The organism is Variovorax sp. HW608 (assembly GCF_900090195.1).
GTDB lineage: Bacteria > Pseudomonadota > Gammaproteobacteria > Burkholderiales > Burkholderiaceae_C > Variovorax.
The window spans coordinates 7030497-7052718 of record NZ_LT607803.1 but is presented as its reverse complement, the minus strand read 5'-3'; the positions used below and the strand labels follow the sequence as shown (position 1 = coordinate 7052718).

General features: G+C 67.0%; 20 protein-coding genes and 1 pseudogene. 16 read left to right on the top strand and 5 right to left on the bottom strand.

What is annotated here, in order from left to right; all coding sequences use genetic code 11:
- Positions 1-339 (bottom strand): 4a-hydroxytetrahydrobiopterin dehydratase, encoded by a 339-nt coding sequence (locus VAR608DRAFT_RS33420; RefSeq protein ID WP_088957965.1) that lies wholly within the window; start codon positions 337-339, stop codon positions 1-3.
- Between the two features lie 15 nt (positions 340-354).
- Complete coding sequence (locus VAR608DRAFT_RS33415) at positions 355-1626, bottom strand: M48 family metallopeptidase (RefSeq protein ID WP_088957964.1); 1272 nt, start codon at positions 1624-1626, stop codon at positions 355-357.
- A gap of 77 nt (positions 1627-1703) precedes the next feature.
- Between VAR608DRAFT_RS33415 and orn the strand changes: the two genes are divergently transcribed.
- The 6 genes from orn to VAR608DRAFT_RS33385 all read left to right on the top strand — a co-directional run bounded on the left by orn (position 1704) and on the right by VAR608DRAFT_RS33385 (position 8317).
- Positions 1704-2294 (top strand): oligoribonuclease, encoded by a 591-nt coding sequence (gene orn, locus VAR608DRAFT_RS33410; protein WP_088959125.1) that lies wholly within the window; start codon positions 1704-1706, stop codon positions 2292-2294.
- A 241-nt stretch (positions 2295-2535) separates the two neighbouring features.
- On the top strand, positions 2536-4311 hold the full coding sequence (locus VAR608DRAFT_RS33405; protein WP_088957963.1) for a DEAD/DEAH box helicase: 1776 nt from the start codon (positions 2536-2538) through the stop codon (positions 4309-4311).
- A 200-nt stretch (positions 4312-4511) separates the two neighbouring features.
- Positions 4512-5585: an NAD/NADP-dependent octopine/nopaline dehydrogenase family protein gene (locus VAR608DRAFT_RS33400; protein WP_088957962.1), complete on the top strand. Its 1074-nt coding sequence runs from the start codon at positions 4512-4514 to the stop codon at positions 5583-5585.
- Positions 5575-6576 (top strand): 3-hydroxybutyryl-CoA dehydrogenase, encoded by a 1002-nt coding sequence (locus VAR608DRAFT_RS33395; protein WP_088957961.1) that lies wholly within the window; start codon positions 5575-5577, stop codon positions 6574-6576. Before VAR608DRAFT_RS33400 ends, VAR608DRAFT_RS33395 begins: the two co-directional genes overlap by 11 nt.
- The gene (locus VAR608DRAFT_RS33390) at positions 6573-7376 is read left to right on the top strand and encodes an alpha/beta fold hydrolase (RefSeq protein WP_088957960.1); all 804 of its coding nucleotides are present in this window, start codon (positions 6573-6575) and stop codon (positions 7374-7376) included. Before VAR608DRAFT_RS33395 ends, VAR608DRAFT_RS33390 begins: the two co-directional genes overlap by 4 nt.
- Positions 7373-8317 carry a quinone oxidoreductase family protein gene (locus VAR608DRAFT_RS33385; RefSeq protein ID WP_088957959.1) on the top strand — a complete coding sequence of 315 codons (945 nt, stop codon included), beginning with the start codon at positions 7373-7375 and terminating at the stop codon, positions 8315-8317. Before VAR608DRAFT_RS33390 ends, VAR608DRAFT_RS33385 begins: the two co-directional genes overlap by 4 nt.
- A 10-nt stretch (positions 8318-8327) precedes the next feature.
- On the opposite strand, the gene VAR608DRAFT_RS33380 is transcribed toward VAR608DRAFT_RS33385, so the two are convergent.
- The 3 genes from VAR608DRAFT_RS33380 to VAR608DRAFT_RS33370 are packed head-to-tail and all read right to left on the bottom strand — an operon-like array spanning position 8328 to position 9730.
- Positions 8328-8840 (bottom strand): hypothetical protein, encoded by a 513-nt coding sequence (locus tag VAR608DRAFT_RS33380; protein WP_157731188.1) that lies wholly within the window; start codon positions 8838-8840, stop codon positions 8328-8330.
- Positions 8833-9168 carry a hypothetical protein gene (locus VAR608DRAFT_RS33375; protein ID WP_157731187.1) on the bottom strand — a complete coding sequence of 112 codons (336 nt, stop codon included), beginning with the start codon at positions 9166-9168 and terminating at the stop codon, positions 8833-8835. Before VAR608DRAFT_RS33375 ends, VAR608DRAFT_RS33380 begins: the two co-directional genes overlap by 8 nt.
- 49 nt (positions 9169-9217) lie before the next feature.
- Complete coding sequence (locus tag VAR608DRAFT_RS33370) at positions 9218-9730, bottom strand: MarR family winged helix-turn-helix transcriptional regulator (protein WP_231973053.1); 513 nt, start codon at positions 9728-9730, stop codon at positions 9218-9220.
- 110 nt (positions 9731-9840) lie between these two features.
- Between VAR608DRAFT_RS33370 and VAR608DRAFT_RS33365 the strand changes: the two genes are divergently transcribed.
- The 10 genes and pseudogenes from VAR608DRAFT_RS33365 to VAR608DRAFT_RS33320 all read left to right on the top strand — a co-directional run bounded on the left by VAR608DRAFT_RS33365 (position 9841) and on the right by VAR608DRAFT_RS33320 (position 22101).
- Entirely contained in the window at positions 9841-12000 is a 2160-nt protein-coding gene (locus VAR608DRAFT_RS33365; RefSeq protein WP_088957956.1) for a thiamine pyrophosphate-dependent enzyme, read from the top strand.
- A gap of 16 nt (positions 12001-12016) precedes the next feature.
- Positions 12017-13510 (top strand): indolepyruvate oxidoreductase subunit beta family protein, encoded by a 1494-nt coding sequence (locus tag VAR608DRAFT_RS33360; RefSeq protein WP_088957955.1) that lies wholly within the window; start codon positions 12017-12019, stop codon positions 13508-13510.
- A gap of 14 nt (positions 13511-13524) precedes the next feature.
- On the top strand, positions 13525-14517 hold the full coding sequence (locus tag VAR608DRAFT_RS33355) for a PDR/VanB family oxidoreductase (RefSeq protein ID WP_088957954.1): 993 nt from the start codon (positions 13525-13527) through the stop codon (positions 14515-14517).
- A gap of 180 nt (positions 14518-14697) precedes the next feature.
- Positions 14698-16012, top strand: a pseudogene (locus VAR608DRAFT_RS33350) (aromatic ring-hydroxylating dioxygenase subunit alpha).
- Entirely contained in the window at positions 16012-16497 is a 486-nt protein-coding gene (locus VAR608DRAFT_RS33345; protein ID WP_197700440.1) for an aromatic-ring-hydroxylating dioxygenase subunit beta, read from the top strand. Before VAR608DRAFT_RS33350 ends, VAR608DRAFT_RS33345 begins: the two are co-directional and overlap by 1 nt.
- Before the next feature lie 7 nt (positions 16498-16504).
- Positions 16505-18127 (top strand): AMP-binding protein, encoded by a 1623-nt coding sequence (locus VAR608DRAFT_RS33340; protein WP_088957952.1) that lies wholly within the window; start codon positions 16505-16507, stop codon positions 18125-18127.
- Positions 18124-19293 carry a thiolase family protein gene (locus tag VAR608DRAFT_RS33335; RefSeq protein WP_088957951.1) on the top strand — a complete coding sequence of 390 codons (1170 nt, stop codon included), beginning with the start codon at positions 18124-18126 and terminating at the stop codon, positions 19291-19293. Before VAR608DRAFT_RS33340 ends, VAR608DRAFT_RS33335 begins: the two co-directional genes overlap by 4 nt.
- The gene (locus VAR608DRAFT_RS33330; RefSeq protein WP_088957950.1) at positions 19290-20546 is read left to right on the top strand and encodes an SDR family NAD(P)-dependent oxidoreductase; all 1257 of its coding nucleotides are present in this window, start codon (positions 19290-19292) and stop codon (positions 20544-20546) included. Before VAR608DRAFT_RS33335 ends, VAR608DRAFT_RS33330 begins: the two co-directional genes overlap by 4 nt.
- Positions 20547-20560: 14 nt before the next feature.
- On the top strand, positions 20561-21373 hold the full coding sequence (locus VAR608DRAFT_RS33325) for a cyclase family protein (RefSeq protein WP_088957949.1): 813 nt from the start codon (positions 20561-20563) through the stop codon (positions 21371-21373).
- The gene (locus VAR608DRAFT_RS33320) at positions 21370-22101 is read left to right on the top strand and encodes an SDR family NAD(P)-dependent oxidoreductase (RefSeq protein ID WP_088957948.1); all 732 of its coding nucleotides are present in this window, start codon (positions 21370-21372) and stop codon (positions 22099-22101) included. Before VAR608DRAFT_RS33325 ends, VAR608DRAFT_RS33320 begins: the two co-directional genes overlap by 4 nt.
- Positions 22102-22222 lie beyond the last annotated feature (121 nt).

The window sequence follows — 22222 nt, the reverse complement described above, 5'->3', positions numbered from 1 at the left end:
TCAAGCCGCCAGCAGGGCATCGACCTGCGCCGCGCACTCGAAGTCGGTCGCCGAGATGCCGGACACGTCGTGCGTATTGAAGCGCACCACGCAGCGGTTGTAGTGCACCGAGAGGTCCGGATGGTGGTCCTGCCGGTGCGCGATCAACGCCAGCGCGTTCACGAAGGCGATGGTCTCGAAGTAGTTCGCGAACTTGAAGGTCTTCTCGATCGCGACATCGGAGCCGTCGCCCGCGAGCTGCCAGCCTTCGAGCCGCGCGAGGCTGGCGACGATCTCCGTCGCGCTCATGGCGCGGCGCGGGTGGGACTTCCAGTCTTTGATCTTCAGCATGCTGCTCATGGCTTCGGCTCCCGGTCAGGCCGCGGCCATGCGCGCGAGGCGCTCGGACGCAGGCGGATGCGAGTAGTAGAACTTGACGAACACCGGATCGGGCGTGAGCGTCGATGCGTTGTCCTTGTAGAGCTTGAGCAGCGCCGCGGACAGGTCCTTGCCGCTGGTCTGCGCGACGGCGTAGGCGTCTGCCTCGAACTCGTGCTTGCGCGAAATCAGCACCGGCAGGGGCGCGACGAAGAAGCCGAACACCGGCACCGCCAGCATGAACAGCAGGATCGCCAGCGCATCGTTGGGCGCCGAAAGATTCGGCTGCACGCCCAGCCCCGTGTAGAACCAGGTATGGCCGGACAGCCAGCCCAGCAGCGCGAAGCCGGCCAGGCTCAGCGCGAACATGGCGGCCATGCGCTTGGCCACGTGCCGGTGCCTGAAGTGGCCCAGTTCGTGGGCCAGTACCGCCTCGACCTCGCGCGCCTCGAGCTGGCGCAGCAGCGTGTCGTAGAACACCACGCGCTTGCTGGCGCCGAAGCCGGTGAAGTAGGCGTTGGCGTGCGCGCTGCGCGTGCTGCCGTCCATCACGAAGAGGCCCTTTGCCGAGAAGCCGCAGCGCTGCATGAGCGCATCGACGCGGGTCTTGAGGGCGGCGTCGTCCAGCGGCTTGAACTTGTTGAAGATCGGCGCGATGAAGGTCGGATAGACCAGCATCATGAGGAGGTTGAAGGCCATCCAGACCCCCCAGGTCCAGAGCCACCAGAGGCTGCCGGCGGCATGCATGAGCCAGAGGATCAGCGCCGCGAGCGGGATGCCGATCACGGCGCCCAGCAGGACGCCCTTGACGGTGTCCTTGACCCACAGGCGCCAGGTCATCTTGTTGAAGCCGAAGCGCTCCTCGAGCACGAAGGTCTGCCACAACGTGAACGGCAGTTCGAGGAGGCCGCCGATCAGCGCGAACACAGCGAACAGGGCGAGCTGTTGCCACATCCCACCGCCCAAGGCCCCCAGCAACAGCCTGTTGAGGAGGTCCAGTCCGCCCAGCAGCGTCCAGCCGAGCAGGACCGCGGCGGCCCAGGCCATCTCGATCACGCCGAGCCGCGTCTTGGCAATCGTGTAGTCCGCCGCCTTCTGATGGGCGTCGAGCGTGATCGCCTGCTCGAAGGCCGCAGGTACCGCATGGCGGTGCCGGGCCACGTGCCGCACCTGTCGTGTCGCGAGCCAGAACTTCACCACCAGCCCGGCGACCAGCGCGAGGGCGAATGCGAGGGTGAGGGCGAGGGATGCAGGCAAGAAAGTCGGCATGGCGGCTGAGTTTAGCCCGCGGCCTTCGCCCGGTGGGCAGCCCGCCCGGCGACAGGGCCATCGACGACAATCGCCGGATGCCCGAATCCATCGAAACGACCGCAGTGGCGGTCACGCTCGGCAGGAGCGACCAGAACCTTGTCTGGCTGGACTGCGAAATGAGCGGCCTCGACCCTGAAAAAGAACGCCTGCTCGAAATCGCCGTGGTCGTCACCGGACCCGACCTCACCCCCCGCGTCGAAGGGCCCGTGCTCGTCATCCACCAGAGCGATGCGGTCCTCGACGCCATGGACGCATGGAACAAGGGCACGCACGGCCGCAGCGGCCTGATCGACAAGGTCAAGGCCTCGACCATCGACGAGGCCGAGGCCGAGCGGCAACTGCTCGAATTCATCGCGCGCTACATCCCGAAGAGCGGCTCGCCCATGTGCGGCAACACCATCGGCCAGGACCGGCGCTTCCTCGTGAAGTACATGCCCAAGCTCGAGGCGTACTTCCACTACCGCAATCTCGACGTCAGCACGCTCAAGGAGCTGGCCAAGCGCTGGAAGCCCGCGGCCTTCAACGCCTTCAAGAAGCAGCAGGCGCACACTGCGCTGGCCGACGTCCACGAGTCGATCGACGAACTCGAGCACTACCGCGAGACCTTCCTTCGCATCAAGGATTAGGGAAAAACCCGAGGCCGTGCGATAATTGCAGGCTTCGCTAATTCGGCAGCAAACCGATTTAGCGAATCCTTCCCGCATCTCCCTATCTTGCACATCGCGCCCGCTGAATCTCAGCATGAGTTTCAGCACAAAAGGCCGCAACCTCGATGAACGTCGAGGTTGAAGTCGTTGGATGGTTGATGTTTTTTTGACCACCCGACGCAGCGCTGCCCACGGCAGCGCTGGCGTAAGAGACTTTTCGATGACCGACGCTTTTGAAGCGCAGCGCGACTTCGCGCCTGCGCAATCCGACGCCTTTGCCGTTTCCGGCGAATCCGCATCCACTTTCGCCGCTTCCGAGTTCGAAGCGCTCGACGCCCTCCCGGCGGACGAGCCGAAGGAGCCCAACGGCTTCATCAAGCTGGGCCTCGCGCCCCAGCTCATCGCCGCGGTCGAGGACCTGGGCTTCACCCGCCCGACCGCCGTGCAGGAACAGGCCATCCCGCGCGCCATGGGCTTGAGCGGCAGCGGCGAAGGCACGACCCGCTTCGTCGACCTGATGGTGTCGAGCCAGACCGGCAGCGGCAAGACCGCGGCCTTCCTGCTGCCCGTGCTGCACACGCTGCTGCAGCGCCAGGCCGAAGCCGAAGCGGCCGCCAAGGCCGAATTCCAGCGCCTCGCCGCCGAAGCGGCTGCACGCGGCGAAGCGCCGCCGAAGAAGCCCAAGCGCAAGGACCCCACCAACAGCCGCAACTTCAAGCCCGCCACGCCCGGCGCGCTGGTGCTGTGCCCGACGCGCGAACTCGCGCAGCAGGTGGCGCACGATGCGATCGACCTGGTCCGCCACTGCCGCGGCCTGCGCATCGCCAACGTCGTCGGCGGCATGCCTTACCAGTTGCAGATCCAGCGCCTGCAGAACGCCGACCTCGTGGTCGCGACGCCCGGCCGCCTGCTCGATCTCCAGCGCTCGATGCAGATCAAGCTCGAGCAGGTCAAGTTCCTCGTCGTCGACGAGGCGGACCGCATGCTCGACCTCGGCTTCGCCGACGACCTGGCCGAACTCAACCAGCTCACCATCGAGCGCCAGCAGACGATGATGTTCAGCGCGACCTTCGCGCCGCGCATCCAGCAACTCGCCGCGCGCGTGATGCGCGAGCCGCAGCGCGTCACCATCGACAGTCCGCAGGAAAAGCACGCCAACATCAAGCAGGTGCTGTTCTGGGCCGACAATACCCAGCACAAGCGCAAGCTGCTGGACCACTGGCTGCGCGACACCAGCATCAACCAGGCGATCGTTTTTGCCAGCACCCAGATCGAGTGCGACGGCCTGGCCAACGACCTGCAGCAGGACGGCTTCAGCGCCGTCGCGCTGCACGGCGCCCTGAGCCAGGGCCTGCGCAACCGGCGCCTGATGGCGCTGCGCAACGGCCAGGTGCAGATCCTCGTTGCCACCGACGTGGCGGCGCGCGGCATCGACGTGCCGACCATCACGCACGTCTTCAACTTCGGCCTGCCGATGAAGGCCGAGGACTACACCCACCGCATCGGCCGCACCGGCCGGGCAGGGCGCGACGGCCTGGCCGTGACCTTCGCCGAATTCCGCGATCGCCGCCGGATCTTCGACATCGAGCAGTACAGCCGCCAGCAGTTCAAGTCGGAAGTGATTCCGGGGCTCGAGCCGCAGCAGCGTCCGCCGCGCCCGCAGGGCGACTTCGGTGGTCGCGGCCGCGGCGACGGCCACTCGCGTGACCGCAAGTTCGGCGGCGGCGGCCATCGCGGCGGCAATGGCTATGCCAATGCGAGCGGCTTCAACGACCGCAATGCGCGCGGCCCGAACGCCGGCTTCGGCGGCGCACGCGCCAACGACGGCTACGGCCGCAAGGCGGGTTGGGGCGAAAGCGCGCCGCGCAGCCATGGCAATGGCAGCGCCGCGGGCGCGCCCCGCCGCGACGGCTTCGCGCCGCGTGGCCATGCCGGCGCCGGCAAGGGCTTCGTGCCGCGCGATGCGCAGAAGCGGGGCTTCAAGCCGAGCCGCTGACGCGACCCGCACCCGACCCACAAGCCCGCGCTTCTCCGCAAGCGCGGGCTTTTTTGTTGCCGCCGACCTATCGGAAACGCGAACAGAGAGTCAAAATTGATTGACTCCTGAACAGTTGAAAAGTAATGTATTGAGGTATCGAGTCATCCGGAAGCGCCTTGGCGGCCGGTTCGTCCACCTCATCTTTCTTCTGTTGCCCTATGAAAATCGCGATTCTTGGTGGCGGTCACGGCGCCTATGCGGCCGCCGCCGACCTGTCCGAAGCCGGACACGAAGTGCGCCTCTGGCGTCGTGATGCAGCCGCTCTGGAGCCCGTCATCCGCACCGGCTCCATCGCGCTGAAGGACGCCGCGGGCGCGCGCGACGTCAAGATCGCGCTCGCCACGCCCGACATCGGGGCGGCCATGAACGATGCCGAGCTCATCGTGCTGCCCACGCCCGCCATTGCGCAGGCGGACATCGCACGCGCGATGGCGCCGCACCTGGTTGACGGGCAGGTGGTGTTCCTGCCGCCCGGCACCTTCGGCAGCTACGTGATGGCGCGCATCGTGGCCGAATCGGGCAACCATGCCGACGTGGCCTGGGCCGAGACCGGCACGCTCCCTTATCTCGCGCGCAAGCACGGCGAGCGCGAAGTGAACGTGACCATCCGCGCGATCCGCCTGCCCACCGGCGTGTATCCCGCGCGCAAGCAGGAGATGGCGATCGCGGTCATCCGCAAGGCCTATCCGTCGGTGCATGGCTGCGGCGATGCACTCTCGGGTGCGCTGATGAATGCCGGCCCGATCATCCACCCGCCACTGATGGTGATGAACGCCGCGCCGCTCCAGCACTTCGAGCGCTGGGACATCCACAACGAAGGCACGCAGCGCGCCGTGCGCGACGTGACCGACAGGCTCGACCAGGAGCGCATGGCGGTGCGCGAGGCATTCGGCCACGGCGCGCCGCACTATCCGCTCGCGGACCACTACGACAACGACCAGTGGATGTACGGCGATGCGCACAAGCAACTCGTGAAGTCGGGAGACTGGCGCGAGAACATCGACCTGCACACGCACCGCTACATCACCGAAGATACCGAGCTCGGCCTGGCCTTCCTCGCATCGGCCGCGCGCTATGCCGGCGTCGATGCGCCGATCGCGCATGGCCTGCTGGCGATCGTCGCCGGCTTCCTCGGCCGCGATCTGCGCAAGGGGCCGCGCACGTTCGAGACGCTGGGCCTCGACACGCTGACGCCGGCGGAACTGCGCAAGAGGCTGCACGATGGGGAATGAAGGCTTGCCGAGGTTTGCCGCTGTCGGCGCAGGCCGCATGGGGCGCGGCATCGCGATCGCCTTTGCCTATGCAGGCCATCGCATCTCGCTGATCGACCTGCGTCCGCGCAGCGACGAAGCGTGGCTGAAGCTGCGCGCCGAGGCGCAGGCCGAAATCATCGCCAGCCTCTCGGGCCTGTCGCAACTCGGCGTCATCGATGCGGCGCAGGTGCCCGCGATCGCGGCCCGCGTCGAGCTCGTGAAGGCCGATGAAGCGCCCGCCGCCTTGGCCGCAGCCGAACTGCTCTTCGAAGGCGTGCCGGAAACGCTCGACGCCAAGCACGAGGCCTTCCTGCACATCAACCGCCATTGCAGCGACGACGCGATCCTCACCTCCACCACCAGCAGCATCCTCGTGACCGAGCTGGCGGCGATGGTGCGGCGGCCGGAGCGCTTCCTCAACATGCACTGGCTCAACCCGGCCTATGTGATTCCGGTGGTCGAACTGAGCTGCCACGCGGGCACCGATGCCGCCGTGCTCGCGCGCACCAAGGCGCTGATGGAATCGATCGGCAAGCTGCCCGTGGTGTGCGGCCCGACGCCGGGCTACATCGTGCCGAGGCTGCAGGCGCTCGTCATGAACGAGGCCGCGCGCATGATCGAGGAAGGCGCCGCCACGGGCGAAGAAATCGACAAGGCCACGCGCTACGGCCTGGGACTGCGCTTCGCGGCGCTCGGCGTGGTGGAGTTCATCGACTTCGGCGGCTGCGACATCCTGCATCACGCGAGCCGCGAGATGTCGGGCTCGATCGACCGCGCACGCTACACCGCGCCGGCGATCGTGGATCGCATGGTCGAGGAAGGGCGGCTCGGCCTCAAGAGCGGCAGCGGCTTCTACGACTACGAAGGGCGCGACGTGGGGGCGTACCGTCGCGATGTGCTGTCGCGCACGCTCGGCATGCTCAAGCATGCGGGCTTGTGGAAGCCGCCAGCGAGCGAAACGCAGTCATGAACAAGATCCGGCGCGCCTTCGCAGACCTCTCGCCGGGGCAGATCCACTACGCCGAATGCGGCGATCGCGAAGCGCCCGCCGTGCTGCTGCTGCACCAGTCGCCGCGAAGCTGGATGGAGTACCGCGAGGTGCTGCCGCTGATCGGTGCGCAGCGCCGCGCGATCGCGATGGACACGGTGGGCTTCGGCGATTCGGCCGCGGGCGATGCGCCGGCCAGCATCGAGCAGTGGGCGCGGGTTGCCTGCGAATTGCTCGATACGCTGCAGATCGCGCAGGTCGACGTCGTGGGCCATCACACCGGCGGTGTGATCGCGGTCGAACTCGCGGCAGCTTTTCCGCAGCGCGTGCGCGGGCTCGTGCTTTCGTCGACGCCCTATACGAATGCCGCGTTCCGCAAGGCTCGCACCGGAAGTCCGCCGATCGACGAAGTCGCGGCCAGCAAAGACGGCAGCCATCTCGCCGCGTTGTGGCAGCGCCGTCAAGGCTTCTATCCTCCGGGCCGGCCCGAAATGCTCGAAGCCTTTGTGCGCGACGCACTGAAGGCCAGTGGCAGCCCTGAAGATGGCCATCGCGCGGTCGCGGCCTACCGGATGGAAGACCGCATCCGTCTCGTCAGGCAGCCCACGCTGCTGATCCGCGCAACCGACGATCCCTTCGCATCGCCGCATGCCGCCGAACTGCACGAGCATCTCGCGAACGCGCGCATCGTCGACATCGAGGGCGGCATGGTGCCCTTGCCGGACCAAATGCCCGAGGCCTTCGCACGCGCGGTGCTCGACTTCCTGGAGACGCTGCGATGAAGGCCGTGCGCGTACATGCGTTCGACTCGCCGCCGGTGCTCGAAGACCTTCCGGAGCCGGCCTTGCGTCCCGCACGCACGCTGGTGCGCATGGAAGCGGCCACGGTCGGCCACATCGACCGGACGGTGTGGCGTGGCAGCTTTCTGAAGCATCCGCCGTTCCCCTACACGCCGGGTGTCGAGGCCGCGGGCGTGGTGGTCGCGAGCCATGTGCATCCCGAAGGCCGGCGCGTGTGGCTGCGCGGCAGCGGATTGGGCACGCTGTTCGACGGCACCTGGTGCGAGGTCATCGACGCGCCCGATGAAGCACTGGGTGTGTTGCCGGATGGCGTGCCGTCCATGATCGGCTCAGCGTTCTTCTCGCCGAGCACGTCGGCGTGGGTCGCGCTGCATGACGTCGCGCGGCTCTCGGCCGGCGAAAGCGTTCTCCTGACCGGCGCGACGGGCGCAGTCGGATCGCTCGCGGTGCAACTGGCGCTCGATGCAGGTGCCGAGGTGACGGCGCTCGTGGCCGACGCAGCGCAGGCGGCCAGGATGCCATCCGGCGCCAAGGTGCTGGTGCCGGGCAGCGATCTCGCATCTTCGCTGGATTCAGTCTCGGTCGACCTGCTGGTCGACACGGTCGGCGGCCCGGTACTCGCTGCTGCGCTGCCGCGCGTGCGCTCCGGCGGCCGCGCGGTGCTAGTCGGCTACACCGCCGGCAACACGCTGACGCTCGACATCGCGCACTTCCTGCAACGGGATGTTTCGCTGCTGCCGCTGAACATGTTCCGCCGCGAAGCGGCCGGCCATGCTGCGGCCCCCGAATTGCTGGCGCGACTGGCCGATGGGCGCCTGAAGCTGGATGTCCAGCCCTTCGCACTCGAAGACGCCGCGAAGGCCATGAACTGGATCGGCCAGCGCGGCCATCGCGGCCGCGCGGTGCTGGTGGCGGGGCGCTGAGCCGCGCCGATCAGACGTCCCGTTCGCTCGCCTTGTCCGGGGGCGCGTCCGAAGGATCGAACATCCGCCTCACACCTGTGACTGCCGCGCCGACGGCGGCGACAGTGTTCGCGATGTGCTCAAAGACTCGGGGCGGATCCAGCTCGCCCGCATAGTTGGACCGCGCAATGTGCCGAAAGCCAAGCACCTCTTTCAAGCTCCTCGTTCCAGCTGCATCGAGAAGAGGACCCCGATCGCTGGTAGCGGTGCTGGCGAGACGAATGAGGTCCTGGTGCCACGTCTCGCTCTTGGGCAGCTTGCCGTCGGTCTGCTCGATCGCTTGCTTGATGAGGCTTTCGATCTGGGTGTAAATGCCTTGGATGTGCTGTGCGATGCCCGCGGCGTGGAACGACTCGTCGTAACTGTCGGGATGGTTTGCCTTGACCTTACGCTGCTTGGCGTCGGCCTCGAGCATGACTTCCAGGGCTCGTTCGACGTCCTGTGCCTTCGACAGCAGGAGTGTTTGAAGGATGTGATCAGCCACGGGCATGCTCCTTCATGAGCGCCACTTTGCGAGGCGGCAAATGCTCCGCGAACACCAGATCGACATCGACGTCGGTCAGGTTGGACCACGCGAGGTTCCAGATTTCGCCCTCGGTCAGCGCACCCTTTCGCTCCACGAGGATGTCCAGGTCCGTTTCCGCATCGATCGTTTCATTGACGCGCGCGAAGGAGCCGATCACTTCGCAGGTCACACCGTTTCGTCTCAATTCGACGAGCGTGCGCTCGATTTGCGGGCGCAGGAATGCCCGCCGAGCATCGCTGCGATCTCGGAGGATGTCACCGATCGGTCGACGGAGAAGAGCGGGCATGAGTCGATCTTAGATGATCCTGCGCTGGTCCGAGAGAGCGAACGTCCTGTCACTCCTCGTCGCCGCCCTCGGGCGCATCGCCCGGCGCGCGCGCATGCAGCTCGATGAGCTGCCGCAGCGTGCGCTTGAGCTCCTCCGCGCGCTGCAGGCCGAAGGGTTCGAGCACGCGCATCTCGTGCTCGCGCGCCAGTTCCATCAGATGTTCCACGGCCTTGGAGCCCTTGCGCGTGATCCGCACCAAAGTGATCCGACGATCACTGTCATGGGGCAGGCGCTCGACCTGACCGCGCGCTTCCATGCGATCCAGGAGCCGCGTGACAGTGGGCTGCTTGGTCACCGTGACCTGTGCCAGCTGCCCGATGCTGATCGCCTCCCCGCCCGCCAGCGACGCCATCACGCGCCATTCCGACACCGAAAAGCCGTGTTTGCGCGCAACTTCGTGGAACTCGGAGGAAATCAGCTGGCTGGCCTGCGCGAGCAGTGCGGGCAGGTAGTCGTCGACGAAACGGAGCTCGCGTTCCGGCACCTCCCCGGTGAATGGCCCCTGGTCCGCGGTGGGCACGCCGCTTGCATGTTTAGGGTTATTCATGATTGTGGATACATTCAGTTCTAAACATTATAGAGACCGAGGTTTCTGTTGGAACCCCACGATTCCGGACAAGAAAGGGCGCCATGGCTGAGCGATCGTTCGTCGAAGAAGTAAAGAAGCTGCGGCTCTCGGGCGGCGAGGTGTTTCGTGGTGAAGGCATTCTGGCAGTCACCAAGGCCTTGCTGGAGTCAGGTGTTTCCTATGTCGCCGGCTACCAGGGCGCGCCGATCTCGCATCTCATGGACGTGCTGGCCGATGCGCAGGACATCCTGACCGAGCACGGCATCCGCTTCGAGAACAGCGCGAGCGAGGCCACCGCCGCCGCCACGCTCGCGGCCTCGGTCAACTACCCGCTGCGCGGCGCCGTAACCTTCAAGGCGACCGTGGGCACCAACGTGGCGTCCGACGCGCTCGCCAACCTCGCGTCGGGCGGCGTGACCGGTGGCGCGCTGGTCATCGTCGGCGAGGACTACGGCGAAGGCTCGTCGATCATGCAGGAACGCAGCCACGCCTTCGCGATGAAGTCGCAGATCTGGCTGCTCGATCCGCGCCCGAACCTGCCCTCGATCGTGGATGCGGTCAAGCAGGGCTTCGATCTCTCGGAAGCGAGCCATACGCCGGTGATGCTGCAGCTGCGCATCCGCGCCTGCCACGTGCACGGCCAGTTCGTCGCCGGTGACAACCGCCGCGCGAAGTTCACGCTCAAGGAAGCGCTGGAGAACCCGCAGCGCGACGTCAGCCGCATCGTGCTGCCGCCCGCGAGCTTCCTGCACGAGCAGGAAAAGGTGAAGGACCGCTGGCCCGCCGCGGTGAAGTTCATCGAGGAGCGCCAGCTCAACGAGTTCTTTTCCGAAGACGCGGACGATATCGGCATCATCGTGCAGGGCGGCAGCTACAACACGTTGATGCGTGCGCTCGAGCGGCTCGATCTGGCCGACGTCTACGGCAACACCAAGGTGCCGCTCTACGTGATGAACGTGGCCTATCCGGTCATCGAAAGCGAAGTGCTGCGCTTCTGCGAAGGCAAGCGCGCGGTGCTGGTGGTCGAGGAAGGCCAGCCGAACTTCATCGAACAGAACCTCGCGACCATCCTGCGGCAGGCGGGATCGGGCACCGCACTGCATGGCAAGGACATGCTGCCCGTGGCCGGCGAATACACCGCCGCCGAACTGCTGAAGGGCGCGCGCAGCTTCGGCGAGCGCTACGGCCGCCTGCAAGCGCTGCCGGTGCCTGCACCGGTGCGCAAGGTGATTCCGCTCAAGGCCGTGGCCGAGCCCGCGAAGCCGCTCGCCGAAAGCGTGCATGCGCGCCCGCCGGGCTTCTGCACCGGTTGCCCGGAGCGCCCGATCTTCAGCGCGATGAAGCTGGTCGAACGCGAGCTCGGCGCGCACCACGTCAGCGCCGACATCGGCTGCCACCTGTTCTCGATCCTGCCGCCCTTCAACATCGGCAACACCACGATGGGCTACGGGCTCGGTGCTGCCGGCGCGGCCGCGCTCAACACCCAGGCCGGCAAGCGCGCGATCTCGGTCATGGGCGACGGCGGCTTCTGGCACAACGGCCTGACCAGCGGCATCGCCAACGCGGTCTTCAACGAGAGCGACAACCTCACGATCGTCGTCGACAACAACTACACCTCCGCGACCGGCGGGCAGGACATCCTGTCGTCGAAGGCGGTCAACGCCACGCGCAGCACCGGCCACGAGATCGAGCGCGCGGTGCGCGGCGTCGGCGTGAAGTGGGTCAGGACCCTGCGCCGCACCTACGACGTCGCGGGCATGCGCGACGCGCTCAAGGACGCGCTGACCACCAGGCAGAAGGGCCCGAAGGTGCTGGTCGCGCAATCCGAATGCATGCTGAACCGCCAGCGCCGCGAGAAGCCGCTGGTGCGCAAGGCGATCGCCGAGGGCAAGCGCCAGGTGCGCGAGAAGTTCGGCGTCGATTCCGACACCTGCACCGGCGACCACTCGTGCATCCGGCTTTCGGGCTGCCCGTCGCTGTCGATCAAGCCGAATCCCGATCCGCTGCGCACCGACCCGGTGGCGCATGTGCTCGACAGCTGCGTGGGCTGCGGCGTCTGCGGCGAGGTCTCGCACGCTGCGGTGCTGTGTCCCTCGTTCTACAAGGCGCAGATCGTGAGCAACCCCAGCCGCTGGGACCGCCTGCGCGACGCCCTGCGCCAGCGCGTCATCGGCTGGCTGCAGAAGGGCGATGCCAAGCGGCGCGCCGAATATGCCTTCTGATTCGATAGAGCGAGCAATGACCCAACCAATCAAGATTGCGATTCTTGCCATGGGGGGCGAAGGCGGCGGCGTGCTCGCCGACTGGATCGTCGACATGGGCGAGACCAACGGCTACGTCGCCCAGACCACTTCGGTGCCGGGTGTCGCTCAGCGCACCGGCGCGACCATCTACTACGTCGAGCTGTTTCCGCAGGCGCAGGCCGATGCGGATGGCGGCAAGCCGGTGCTGGCGCTGATGCCGCTGCCGGGCGACGTCGACGTGGTGCTGGCCTCCGAGCTGATGGAGGCCGGCCGCGCGGTGCAGCGCGGGCTCGTCACCAACGACCGCACCACGCTGATCGCCTCCACGCACCGCGTCTATTCCATCGCCGAGAAGAGTGCGATGGGCGACGGCCGCGTCGACAGCAACGAACTGCTGGGCCACGCGGAACGCGCGGCCAAGCGCTTCATCCGCTTCGACATGGCGCAGGCCGCCGAAGCCTCGGGCAGCGTGATCAGCGCGGTGCTGTTCGGCGCGCTGTGTGGCGCGGGCGTGCTGCCGTTCAGCCGCGCGCAGTTCGAGGCCACGATCGAACGCGGCGGTGTCGGCGTCAAGCCAAGCCTGAAGGCCTTCGGCGCCGCATTCGCACGCGCGCAGGGCGAGGCGGAAACGCCGGCCGCTGCGCTGCAGCAGTCGCCAGCGCCGCAACCACGCCACCCTGCCGTGCGCGCGCTGGTGGAGCGCGCGCAAGGCGAATTCCCTGCCGATGCGCAGCCCGTGCTGCTCGAAGGCGTGCGGCGCCTCATCGACTACCAGGATGTCGCCTATGCGGGCCTCTACCTCGACCGCATGGCCGCCGTCGCCGCATTGCCCGCCAACGACGGCGGCAGGCTGTTGCGCGAGACCGCGCGCCATCTTGCGCTGTGGATGTCCTACGAAGACACCGCGCGGGTCGCCGCGCTCAAGACCCGCGCGACACGCTTCGACCGCGTGCGTGGCGAGGCGCGCGTGCAGCAGGGCCAGGTGCTCGCGATCAACGAATACATGCATCCGCGGCTGCAGGAAATCTGCGAGACGCTGCCCGCCGGCTTCGGCCGCTGGCTCATGAACTCGACCGCACCGCGCAAGCTCGTCGAGCGCATGACGCAGAAGGGCCGCGTGATCCAGACCAGCTCGCTGCGCGGCTACCTGATGCTGCGCACCGTCGCCGGCATGAAGCGCTGGCGCCGCTCGACCATCCGCTTTGCGGACGAGAACCGCCGCATCGAGGAATGGCTGGGCCGCATCGCCGAGGCCGCCGCGCGCAACCCCGAGCTCGCCGTCGAGGTCGCCCAGTGCCAGCGCCTGGTCAAGGGCTACAGCGACACGCACGAGCGCGGCCTTCGCAACTACGACACCGTGATGGCCGCGCTGCAGCGCGCAGGCGCCGCCATCGCGCCCGCCACCCTGCGCGAACTGCGCGACGCGGCGCTGGCCGACGAGCACGGCGACAAGCTGCGCGCCGCGCTCCTTCAACACGCGCTCGCCTGAACCGGATCGAATCCATGTCCGCCCAACCCGCCACCCTGCAACTGCGCGTCGCCGAGGCGCGTTCGCTCAATCCGCTGATCAAGCTGTTCAGGCTGCGCGCCGTCGACGGCGCAGTGCTGCCGGCCTATGCCGCCGGTGCGCACATCCGCATCGAAGTCACGCTCCCTGACGGCAAGAAGGACTGGCGCCACTACTCGCTGATCAACTTCGCGGCCGAGGCCGATGCGACCGAGGCGCCGATCGAGTACGTGATCGCGGTGCGCAAGGAGGACGAAGGCCGCGGCGGCTCGCGCTTCATGCACGAGCGCCTGAGCGAAGGCGACACGGTCACCATCGAAGCGCCGAAGAACGACTTCCCGCTCCACACCGGCCCCGGCGGCACCGTACTGCTGGCCGGCGGCATCGGCATCACGCCGCTCGCGAGCATGGCCACGCGCCGCCGCGCGGAGAACCTGCCGGTGCGCCTGCACTACGCCGGCCGCAGCCGCGACCTGATGGCCTTCCTGCCCGAGCTGCAAAGCCTGCTGGGCGACGACCTGCGCGTGCATGCCGATGTCGAGCAGGGCGGTCCCTTCGACATCGGCGCGCTGCTCGACGGCTTCCCGGCCGGCGACCGCCTCTATGTGTGCGGCCCGAAGGTCATGCTCGACGCGGTTCTCGCGCAGACGCAGGCGCGCGGCTGGACGCACGACCGCGTGCACTTCGAGCTCTTCACCACGCCGGCGGTGGAAGAGGGCGACCACGCCTTCGAAGTCGAGCTCGCGCAGTCGGGCCAGCGCTACACAGTGCCGGCCGATCAGAGCATCCTCGACTGCCTGATCGAGCACGGCTGCGACCCGATGTTCGACTGCAAGCGCGGCGAATGCGGCGTCTGTGCGACGCCGGTGATCGACGGCGAGATCGACCATCGCGACTACGTGCTCACCGCGCGCGAGAAGGCCGAAGGCAATGTGATGCAGATCTGCATCTCCCGCGCCAAGGGCCAGCGCTTGGTGCTCGACATCTAGAAATGAAGACCACCCCCAGCCTCGCCCACTGCGTGTGGCTCTGCACCCCCTCAAGGGGGCGCACCCTTGCGGCCCGGCGGAGCCGGTTCCGCGGGTGCCCGCGCATGGCCTGCTCCGCGGCCCTCTGTCATGGGGTGCGTGGTCGTGCGAAGTGCAATGACAACATGAAGGAGAGATAGAGTGACTTCATATCGAGGCAACCCCGATGCCGTGCGCGCGCTGGTGCAGGACGACCGCGTGCATCGCGACCTCTACATCAGCCAGGAACTGTTCGAGCTGGAGCAGGAGCACTTCTTCGCCAACACCTGGAACTACGCCGGCCACGAAAGCCAGATCCCGAAGCCCGGCGACTACATCACCAACGAGATCGCGGGCCGGCCGCTGATCATCACGCGCCACACCGACGGCTCGGTGCGCGCGATGATGAACCGCTGCGCGCACAAGGGCTCGCGCCTCGTGAGCTCGCCCTGCGGCAACACCGGCAAGTTCTTCCGCTGCCCCTACCACGCCTGGACCTTCAAGACCGACGGCTCGCTGCTGTCGATCCCGCTGAAGAACGGCTACGAAGGCACGCAGCTCCACGAGTGCGAATCGGCCAAGGGCCTCGTCACGGTGAAGAACGTGCGCAGCCATCGCGGCTTCATCTTCGTGAAGATCAACGACGCCGGCCCGGGCTTCGAGGCGTACTTCGGCGATTCGCTGAGCTCCATCGACAACATGGCCGACCGCTCGCCCGAAGGCGAACTGGAGATCGCCGGCGGGTGCCTGCGCTTCATCCACCAGTGCAACTGGAAGATGTTCGTCGAGAACCTCAACGACACCATGCATCCGATGGTGGCGCACGAATCTTCGGCCGGCACCGCCAAGACCATGTGGGCCGACAAGCCGGCCGACGAGCCGAAGCCGATGGCGATCGAGCAGTTCGTGCCCTTCATGTCCGACTACAAGTTCTTCGAGGACATGGGCGTTCGCACCTACGACAACGGCCACAGCTTCACCGGCGTGCACTTCAGCATCCACAGCAAGTACAAGGCGATCCCCGAGTACGACAACGCGATGAAGGCCAGGTACGGCGAGGAACGCACCGCGCAGATCCTCGGCATGGCGCGGCACAACACGGTTTACTACCCGAACCTCACGATCAAGGGCGCGATCCAGTCGATCCGCGTGGTCAAAGCCGATCGCCGCCGACAAGTGCCTGGTCGAGAGCTGGACCTTCCGCTTGAAGGGCGCGCCGCCGGAACTGCTGCAGCGCACCGCCATGTACAACCGGCTCATCAACTCGCCGTTCTCGGTCGTGGGCCATGACGACCTGCAGGCCTACCGCGGCATGCAGGCCGGGCTGCATGCGAGCGGCAACGAGTGGGTCAGCCTGCATCGCAACTACGACCCGGCGGAGAAGAAGGGCGGCGAGATCACCACCGTCGGCACCAACGAACTGCCGATGCGCAATCAATACAGAAGCTGGGCCAAGTACATGACGGAGACCATGTGATGCACAACGAAGTCACCCGCCAGCAGCTCATCGATTTCGTCGTTCATGAATCGCGCCTGCTCGATGCCAAGCGCTTCGACGAATGGAACGCGCTCTTCACCGACGATGCTTTCTACTGGGTGCCGCTGATCCCCAACCAGGAAGACGGCATCAACCACACCTCGCATCTCTACGAAGACAAGCTTTTGCGCGACCTGCGCATCGAGCGCCTGAAGAGTCCGCGGGCCTTCTCGCAGCAGCCGCCGAGCCGCTGCCACCATCTGCTCCAGACGCCAACGGTCGAGGAATTCGACGCGGCCGCGAACCGCTTCGTGGTGCGCACCGAGTTCCACTACACCGAGTCGCAGGGCGACGAGCTTCAGTTCTACGTCGGCACCTTCTTCCACCACCTCGCGGTGCAGAACGGCGCACTGCGCATGACCTTGAAGCGCGTGAACCTGCTCAACTGCGACGCGGCGCTGCCGGCGGTGCAGCTTTTCATCTAGGGCCGCCATGCATCACACCGTTCACGACGCCTTCAGCGCGAGCGCGCGGCGCACGCCCGGGGCCGAGTTCCTGTTCACCGAATCGGTCACCGCGCAGGCCTACGACATCGCGCCGGGCGCGATCCTGTGGGGCGATGCCGCCGCGCAGGTGGAGCGCCTGCGTGCCGCCTATGCAAAGGCCGGCTACGGCCACGGCCACCGCGTCGGGCTGCTGCTGGAGAACCGGCCGGCATTCCTCTTTCACTGGTTCGCGCTCAATGCACTGGGCGTGAGCGTGGTGCCGATCAATGCCGAGATGCGCTCGGCCGAACTGAGCTATCTCATCGGCCACAGCGAGATCGGCCTCGCCGTGACGCTGCCGCAGCGTGCGGACGACCTGCGCGCGGCGGCGAAGATCGCCGGCATTCCCTTCGAGACGATGGGGCCGGACGATGCGGTGCCGCCCGCGACCAAGCCCGCGCCGCATGCACCGGAGCCTGTTGGCCTTTCCACCGAATGCGCGCTTCTGTACACGTCCGGCACCACCGGCCGGCCCAAGGGCTGCATGTTGAGCAACGAGTACTTCCTGCGCGCCGGCCAGTGGTACGCGGAACTCGGCGACCTCTGCCCGGTGCGGCCCGACGCCGAGCGCATCATCACGCCGCTGCCGCTCAACCATGTGAACGCGATGGCGTTCTCGACCATGGTGGTGCTCGTCGAGGGCGGCTGCCTCGTGCAGCTCGACCGCTTTCACCCGAAGAGCTGGCTGCAGAGTGCGCGCGAAAGCCGCGCCACCATCGTGCATTACCTCGGCGTGATGCCCGCAATGCTGCTGTCAGCGCCCGCCGCCGCGGCGGACCGCGAGCACGACATCCGCTGGGGCTTCGGCGCCGGCGTGGATCGCAAGAACCACGCGCCTTTCGAAGAACGCTTCGGCTTCCCGCTGGTCGAGGCCTGGGCCATGACCGAGACCGGCGCCGCCGCCTGCGTGATGGCGAACCACGCGCCGCGCCATGTCGGCACCAACTGCTTCGGCCGCCGCGAGGACTTCGTCGAGATCCGCCTCGAGGGCGACGACGGTCGCGATGCGCCCGATGGCACGCCGGGCGAACTGCTGGTGCGCTCCTCGGGCGATGACCCGAAGCGCTACTTCTTCTCCGGCTACCTGAAGGATGAGGAAGCGACGCGCGAGGCATGGGTCGGAGGATGGTTCCACACCGGCGACATGGTGCGCCGCGATGCCGAAGGCAACTACTATTTCGTCGATCGCAAGAAGAACGTGATCCGCCGCAGCGGCGAGAACATCTCGGCGGTCGAGGTCGAAAGCGTGCTCAACCAGCATCCGGCGGTGAAGACCTCGGCGGTGGCGGCGACGCCTGACGCCGTGCGCGGCGATGAGGTGCTCGCGTGCATCGTGCTGCGTGAGGATGCGGATTCGGATGAACCCGCGAAGCTCGCGTCCAGCATCGTTGACCATGCGTTGTCGCAACTCGCGTACTACAAGGCACCGGGCTATGTCGCCTTCGTCGATGCGCTGCCGCTCACTGCGTCGCAGAAGATCCAGCGCGGCCAGCTTCGCGAGCTCGCGCAATCCTTGCCGGGCCGCGCGAACTGCGTCGATACGCGTTCGATGAAGAAGAGGCAGTCATGACGCGCCGGCTCTCCTACGAAGGCGTGGCCGTCGCGGTGCCGGTGACGGTGCCCTACGTGCGCTACTCCACGCGCAGCGCCCACTGGTTCCTCGGCCAGGCGATCGACTCGCTGGTGAAGGCGAGTGGCGTGAAGAAAGAGCAGATCGACGGTCTTTGCGTCAGCAGCTTCTCGCTCGTGCCCGACACGGCGGTCGGCGTGACGCAGCACCTGGGCCTGTCGCCGCGCTGGCTCGACCATGTGCCCACCGGCGGCGCATCGGGCGTGATGTGCCTGCGCCGCGCTGCGCGGGCAGTGCAGTCCGGCGATGCAGACGTGGTTGCCTGTGTCGCCGCCGACACCAACCATGTCGATTCGTTCCGCCTCACGCTCGGCAGCTTCAGCAACTTCGCGCGCGATGCGACCTATCCGTACGGATCGGGCGGCCCGAACTCGATCTTCGCGATGATCACCTCGCACTACATGCGCACCTTCGGTGCCAGGCGCGAGGACTTCGGCCGCATCTGCGTGGACCAGCGCAGCAACGCGCTGAAGAACCCGCACGCGATGTTCAAGAAGCCGCTCACGCTCGACGAATACATGGCCGCGCGGCCGATCTCCGATCCGATCCATCTGTTCGACTGCGTGATGCCGTGCGCCGGCGCCGAAGCCTTCCTCGTGATGAGCGAGGAGCGCGCGCGCGATCTCGGCCTGCCGCATGCGGTGATCCGCGGCGCGATCGAGCGGCACAACGCTTATTCGGAAGACCCGGTGATGGTGCGCGGCGGCTGGCGCATGGATCGCGATGACCTCTATGCGCAGGCCGGCGTGAAGCCCGCCGACATCGACTTCGTGCAGACCTACGACGACTATCCCGTCATCGTGATGATGCAGTTCGAGGACCTCGGCTTCTGCGAGAAGGGCGAGGGCTCGGCCTTCGTGCAGTCGCATGTGATGACGAACGATGGCAGCTTTCCCAACAACACCAGCGGCGGGCAGCTTTCCGCGGGGCAGGCCGGCGCGGCGGGCGGCTTCCTGGGCATGACCGAGGCCATCCGCCAACTAACCGATACCGCCGGAGCGCGCACGGTGCCCGATGCGCAACTCGGCCTCGTCGCCGGCTTCGGCATGGTGACTTACGACCGGTGCCTGTGCACCGGCGCCATCATTCTCGGGAGACCGGCATGACCATGCCCTTGATGCGCCCCAAGCGCAAGAACCCCGTCCTGCGTACGCGGCAGATGAACCTGCCGCCGTGGGCACGCGGCCGCGTCGCGCTCGGCATCACGGCCGGTGCCGCCGAGGGCCGCTTCGTATTGCAGACCTGCGAAGCCTGCGGCACCGTGCAATACCCGCCGCGCGAGGCCTGCCACAAGTGCCTTTCGCCCCTTCTTCACTGGCGCGAACAGAGCGGCGAAGGCGAGCTGCTGAGCGCCACCACCTTGCACCACAGCAACGACCTGTTCTTCCGTGAACGGCTGCCATGGCGGCTGGGCCTCGTGCATCTGGATGCCGGCCCGACCTTGATGGTCCACCTCCACGGCGAGGTCGGCGATGCACCGCGGCGCGTGCGTGTCGGCGCCCGGCTCGACCGCGCCGGACAAGCCGTCCTCATTGGATTTCCGAACGAAGGGAGCCCCCATATGGCTGACGACAAGATGCTCCGTGAAATGACGAGCGACCCGAAATTCCGCAAGGTGCTGGTCACCGACGGCAAGACCGAAGTGGGCCAGGCGATCGTGCGCGCGCTGGTCAAGGCCGGCGCCGACATCGTCTGGGTCGGCCACGCCGAGCCGTGGAAGAAGATGGGCGGTGGCCTCGACGACATCACCGCGCTGCCGCAGGTCACGCTGGTGCCGCTGGACCTGACCAACGGCCGCTCGGTGAGCGAACTGGCCGGCGAGATCGGCGGCAAGGTCGATATCGTCATCAACAACGCGGAAGTGCATCGCACCTTCGGCATTGGCGCACGTCGCGGCACCGACGTGGCGAAGGCCGAGATGGACATCAACTACTTCGGCCTGCTGCGATTGGCGCAGGAATTCGGCCCGGCGCTCAAGGGCCGCTCGGCCGATGGTGTGACCGGCGCGACCGCGTGGGTCAACCTGCTGTCGATCTATGCGCTGACCAACTTCCCGCCGCATGGCACGTTCAGCGCATCGAAGGCGGCCGCGCACTCGCTTGCGCAATGCCTGCGCGCCGAGATGCGGCCGGCGGGCATTCGGGTCATCAACGTGTTCCCCGGCCCGATCGACGACGAATGGAACCAGCACACGCCGCCGCCCAAGCTGGCGCCGGGCGCGCTCGCGAATGCGATCGTCAAGGCGCTGCGCGATGGCGTCGAGGACGTGTATCCCGGCGACGTGGCCCAGGAGTGGCTGGAGCGCTGGCGCGACAACCCCAAGATCCTCGAACGCGAGTTGGCCGCGGGCGGTAGCTGATCCGGAGAAACCGAATGACGACCACCACTGAACTGATGTCCACCGCCGAGATCCTCGGCGGCCTCGTGACCGCGATGGCGAGCGGCCGCATTCGCGTCGTCGACCTCACGCAGACGCTGACGCCCGAATTCCCGCAGATCGCGCTGCCGCCCGAGATGGGCCAGTGCTGGCCCTTCCGCATCGAGGAAGTGTCGAAGTACGACGAGCGCGGCCCGGGCTGGTACTGGAACAACTTCTCCTGCGGCGAGCACACCGGCACGCACTTCGATGCGCCGATCCACTGGATCTCCGGCCGCGACCTGCCGAACAACTCGGTCGACACCATTCCCGTGCAGCACTTCGTCGCGCCGGCCTGCGTCATCGATTGCTCGCCGCAGGTGAAGGACGATCCGGACTACCTGCTCACCATCGAGGACATCGAGGACTACGAGGACAAGCACGGCCGCATCCCGAAGGGCGCCTGGGTGCTGATGCGCACCGACTGGTCGAAGCGCCAGGACCCGGAGGCCTACCAGAACTTCGACGAGACCGGCCAGCACACGCCCGGACCGAGCGCCGAAGCGGTGCGCTTCCTGGTCGAACAGCGCGATGTGCTCGGCTTCGGCTCCGAAGCCATCGGCACCGACGCGGGGCAGGGCTATCACCTGCGCCCGCCCTATCCGTGCCACTACTTCATGCACGGCGCGGGGCGCTACGGACTGCAATGCCTCTGCAACCTCGACCTGCTGCCGCCGAGCGGCGCGGTGCTGATCTGCCCGCCGCTCAAGATCGAGAAGGGCAGCGGCAGCCCGCTGCGGGTGCTCGCACTCGTGGGAGCCTCTGCATGAGCGCGCCGGCGAAGGTCGCGGCCGTCACGGGCGGCAGCGCAGGCATCGGCAAGGCGATCTGCGAAGACCTGCTGGCGCAGGGCTACGAAGTGGTGTCGCTCGCGCGGCGGCGCAGTGACATCGATCATCCGAAGCTGCACAGCATCGAAGTCGATCTCACCGAACGCGCGGCGACCGGCCAGGCGGTCGCAGAAGTCGTGCGCCGTTTCGATGTGACCACGGTGGTCCACAACGCCGGAGTGATCCGCCCTGCATTGCTCGCCGAGGTGAAGCTCGACGATCTCGACGCACTGGTGGACCTCCATCTCGGCTGCGCGATCCAACTCGTCCAGGCGGCATTGCCGACCATGCGCGCACAGCGCTTCGGCCGCGTGATCCTGCTGTCGTCGCGCGCCGCACTCGGCCTGCAGACGCGAACCAACTATTCCGCCACCAAGGCCGGCATGCTCGGCATGGCGCGCACCTGGGCGCTCGAACTCGCGCCCGATGGCATCACGGTCAACGTCGTCGCGCCGGGGCCGATCCGCACCGACATGTTCTACGACGTGGTCGAAGCCGGTAGCGAGAAAGAGCGCGCGCTCGCTGCATCGATTCCCGTCAAGCGGCTGGGTGAATCGGCAGACGTCGCACGCGCGGTGCGCTTCTTCGCCGATCCGGTGAACAGCTTCGTCACCGGCCAGGTCCTGTACGTCTGCGGCGGCACCAGCGTGGGCAGCCTGGCCCTGTAGCAGTGCATTGCGCACCCGATCGTTCATTTCCTCTTCGCGTTTTCACTGCCTTGTCATCGCGGCAGGTGCCCGCTAGCATGGTTTACATCTAAACATTTCACAAATCATTGGTTGGCGTGAG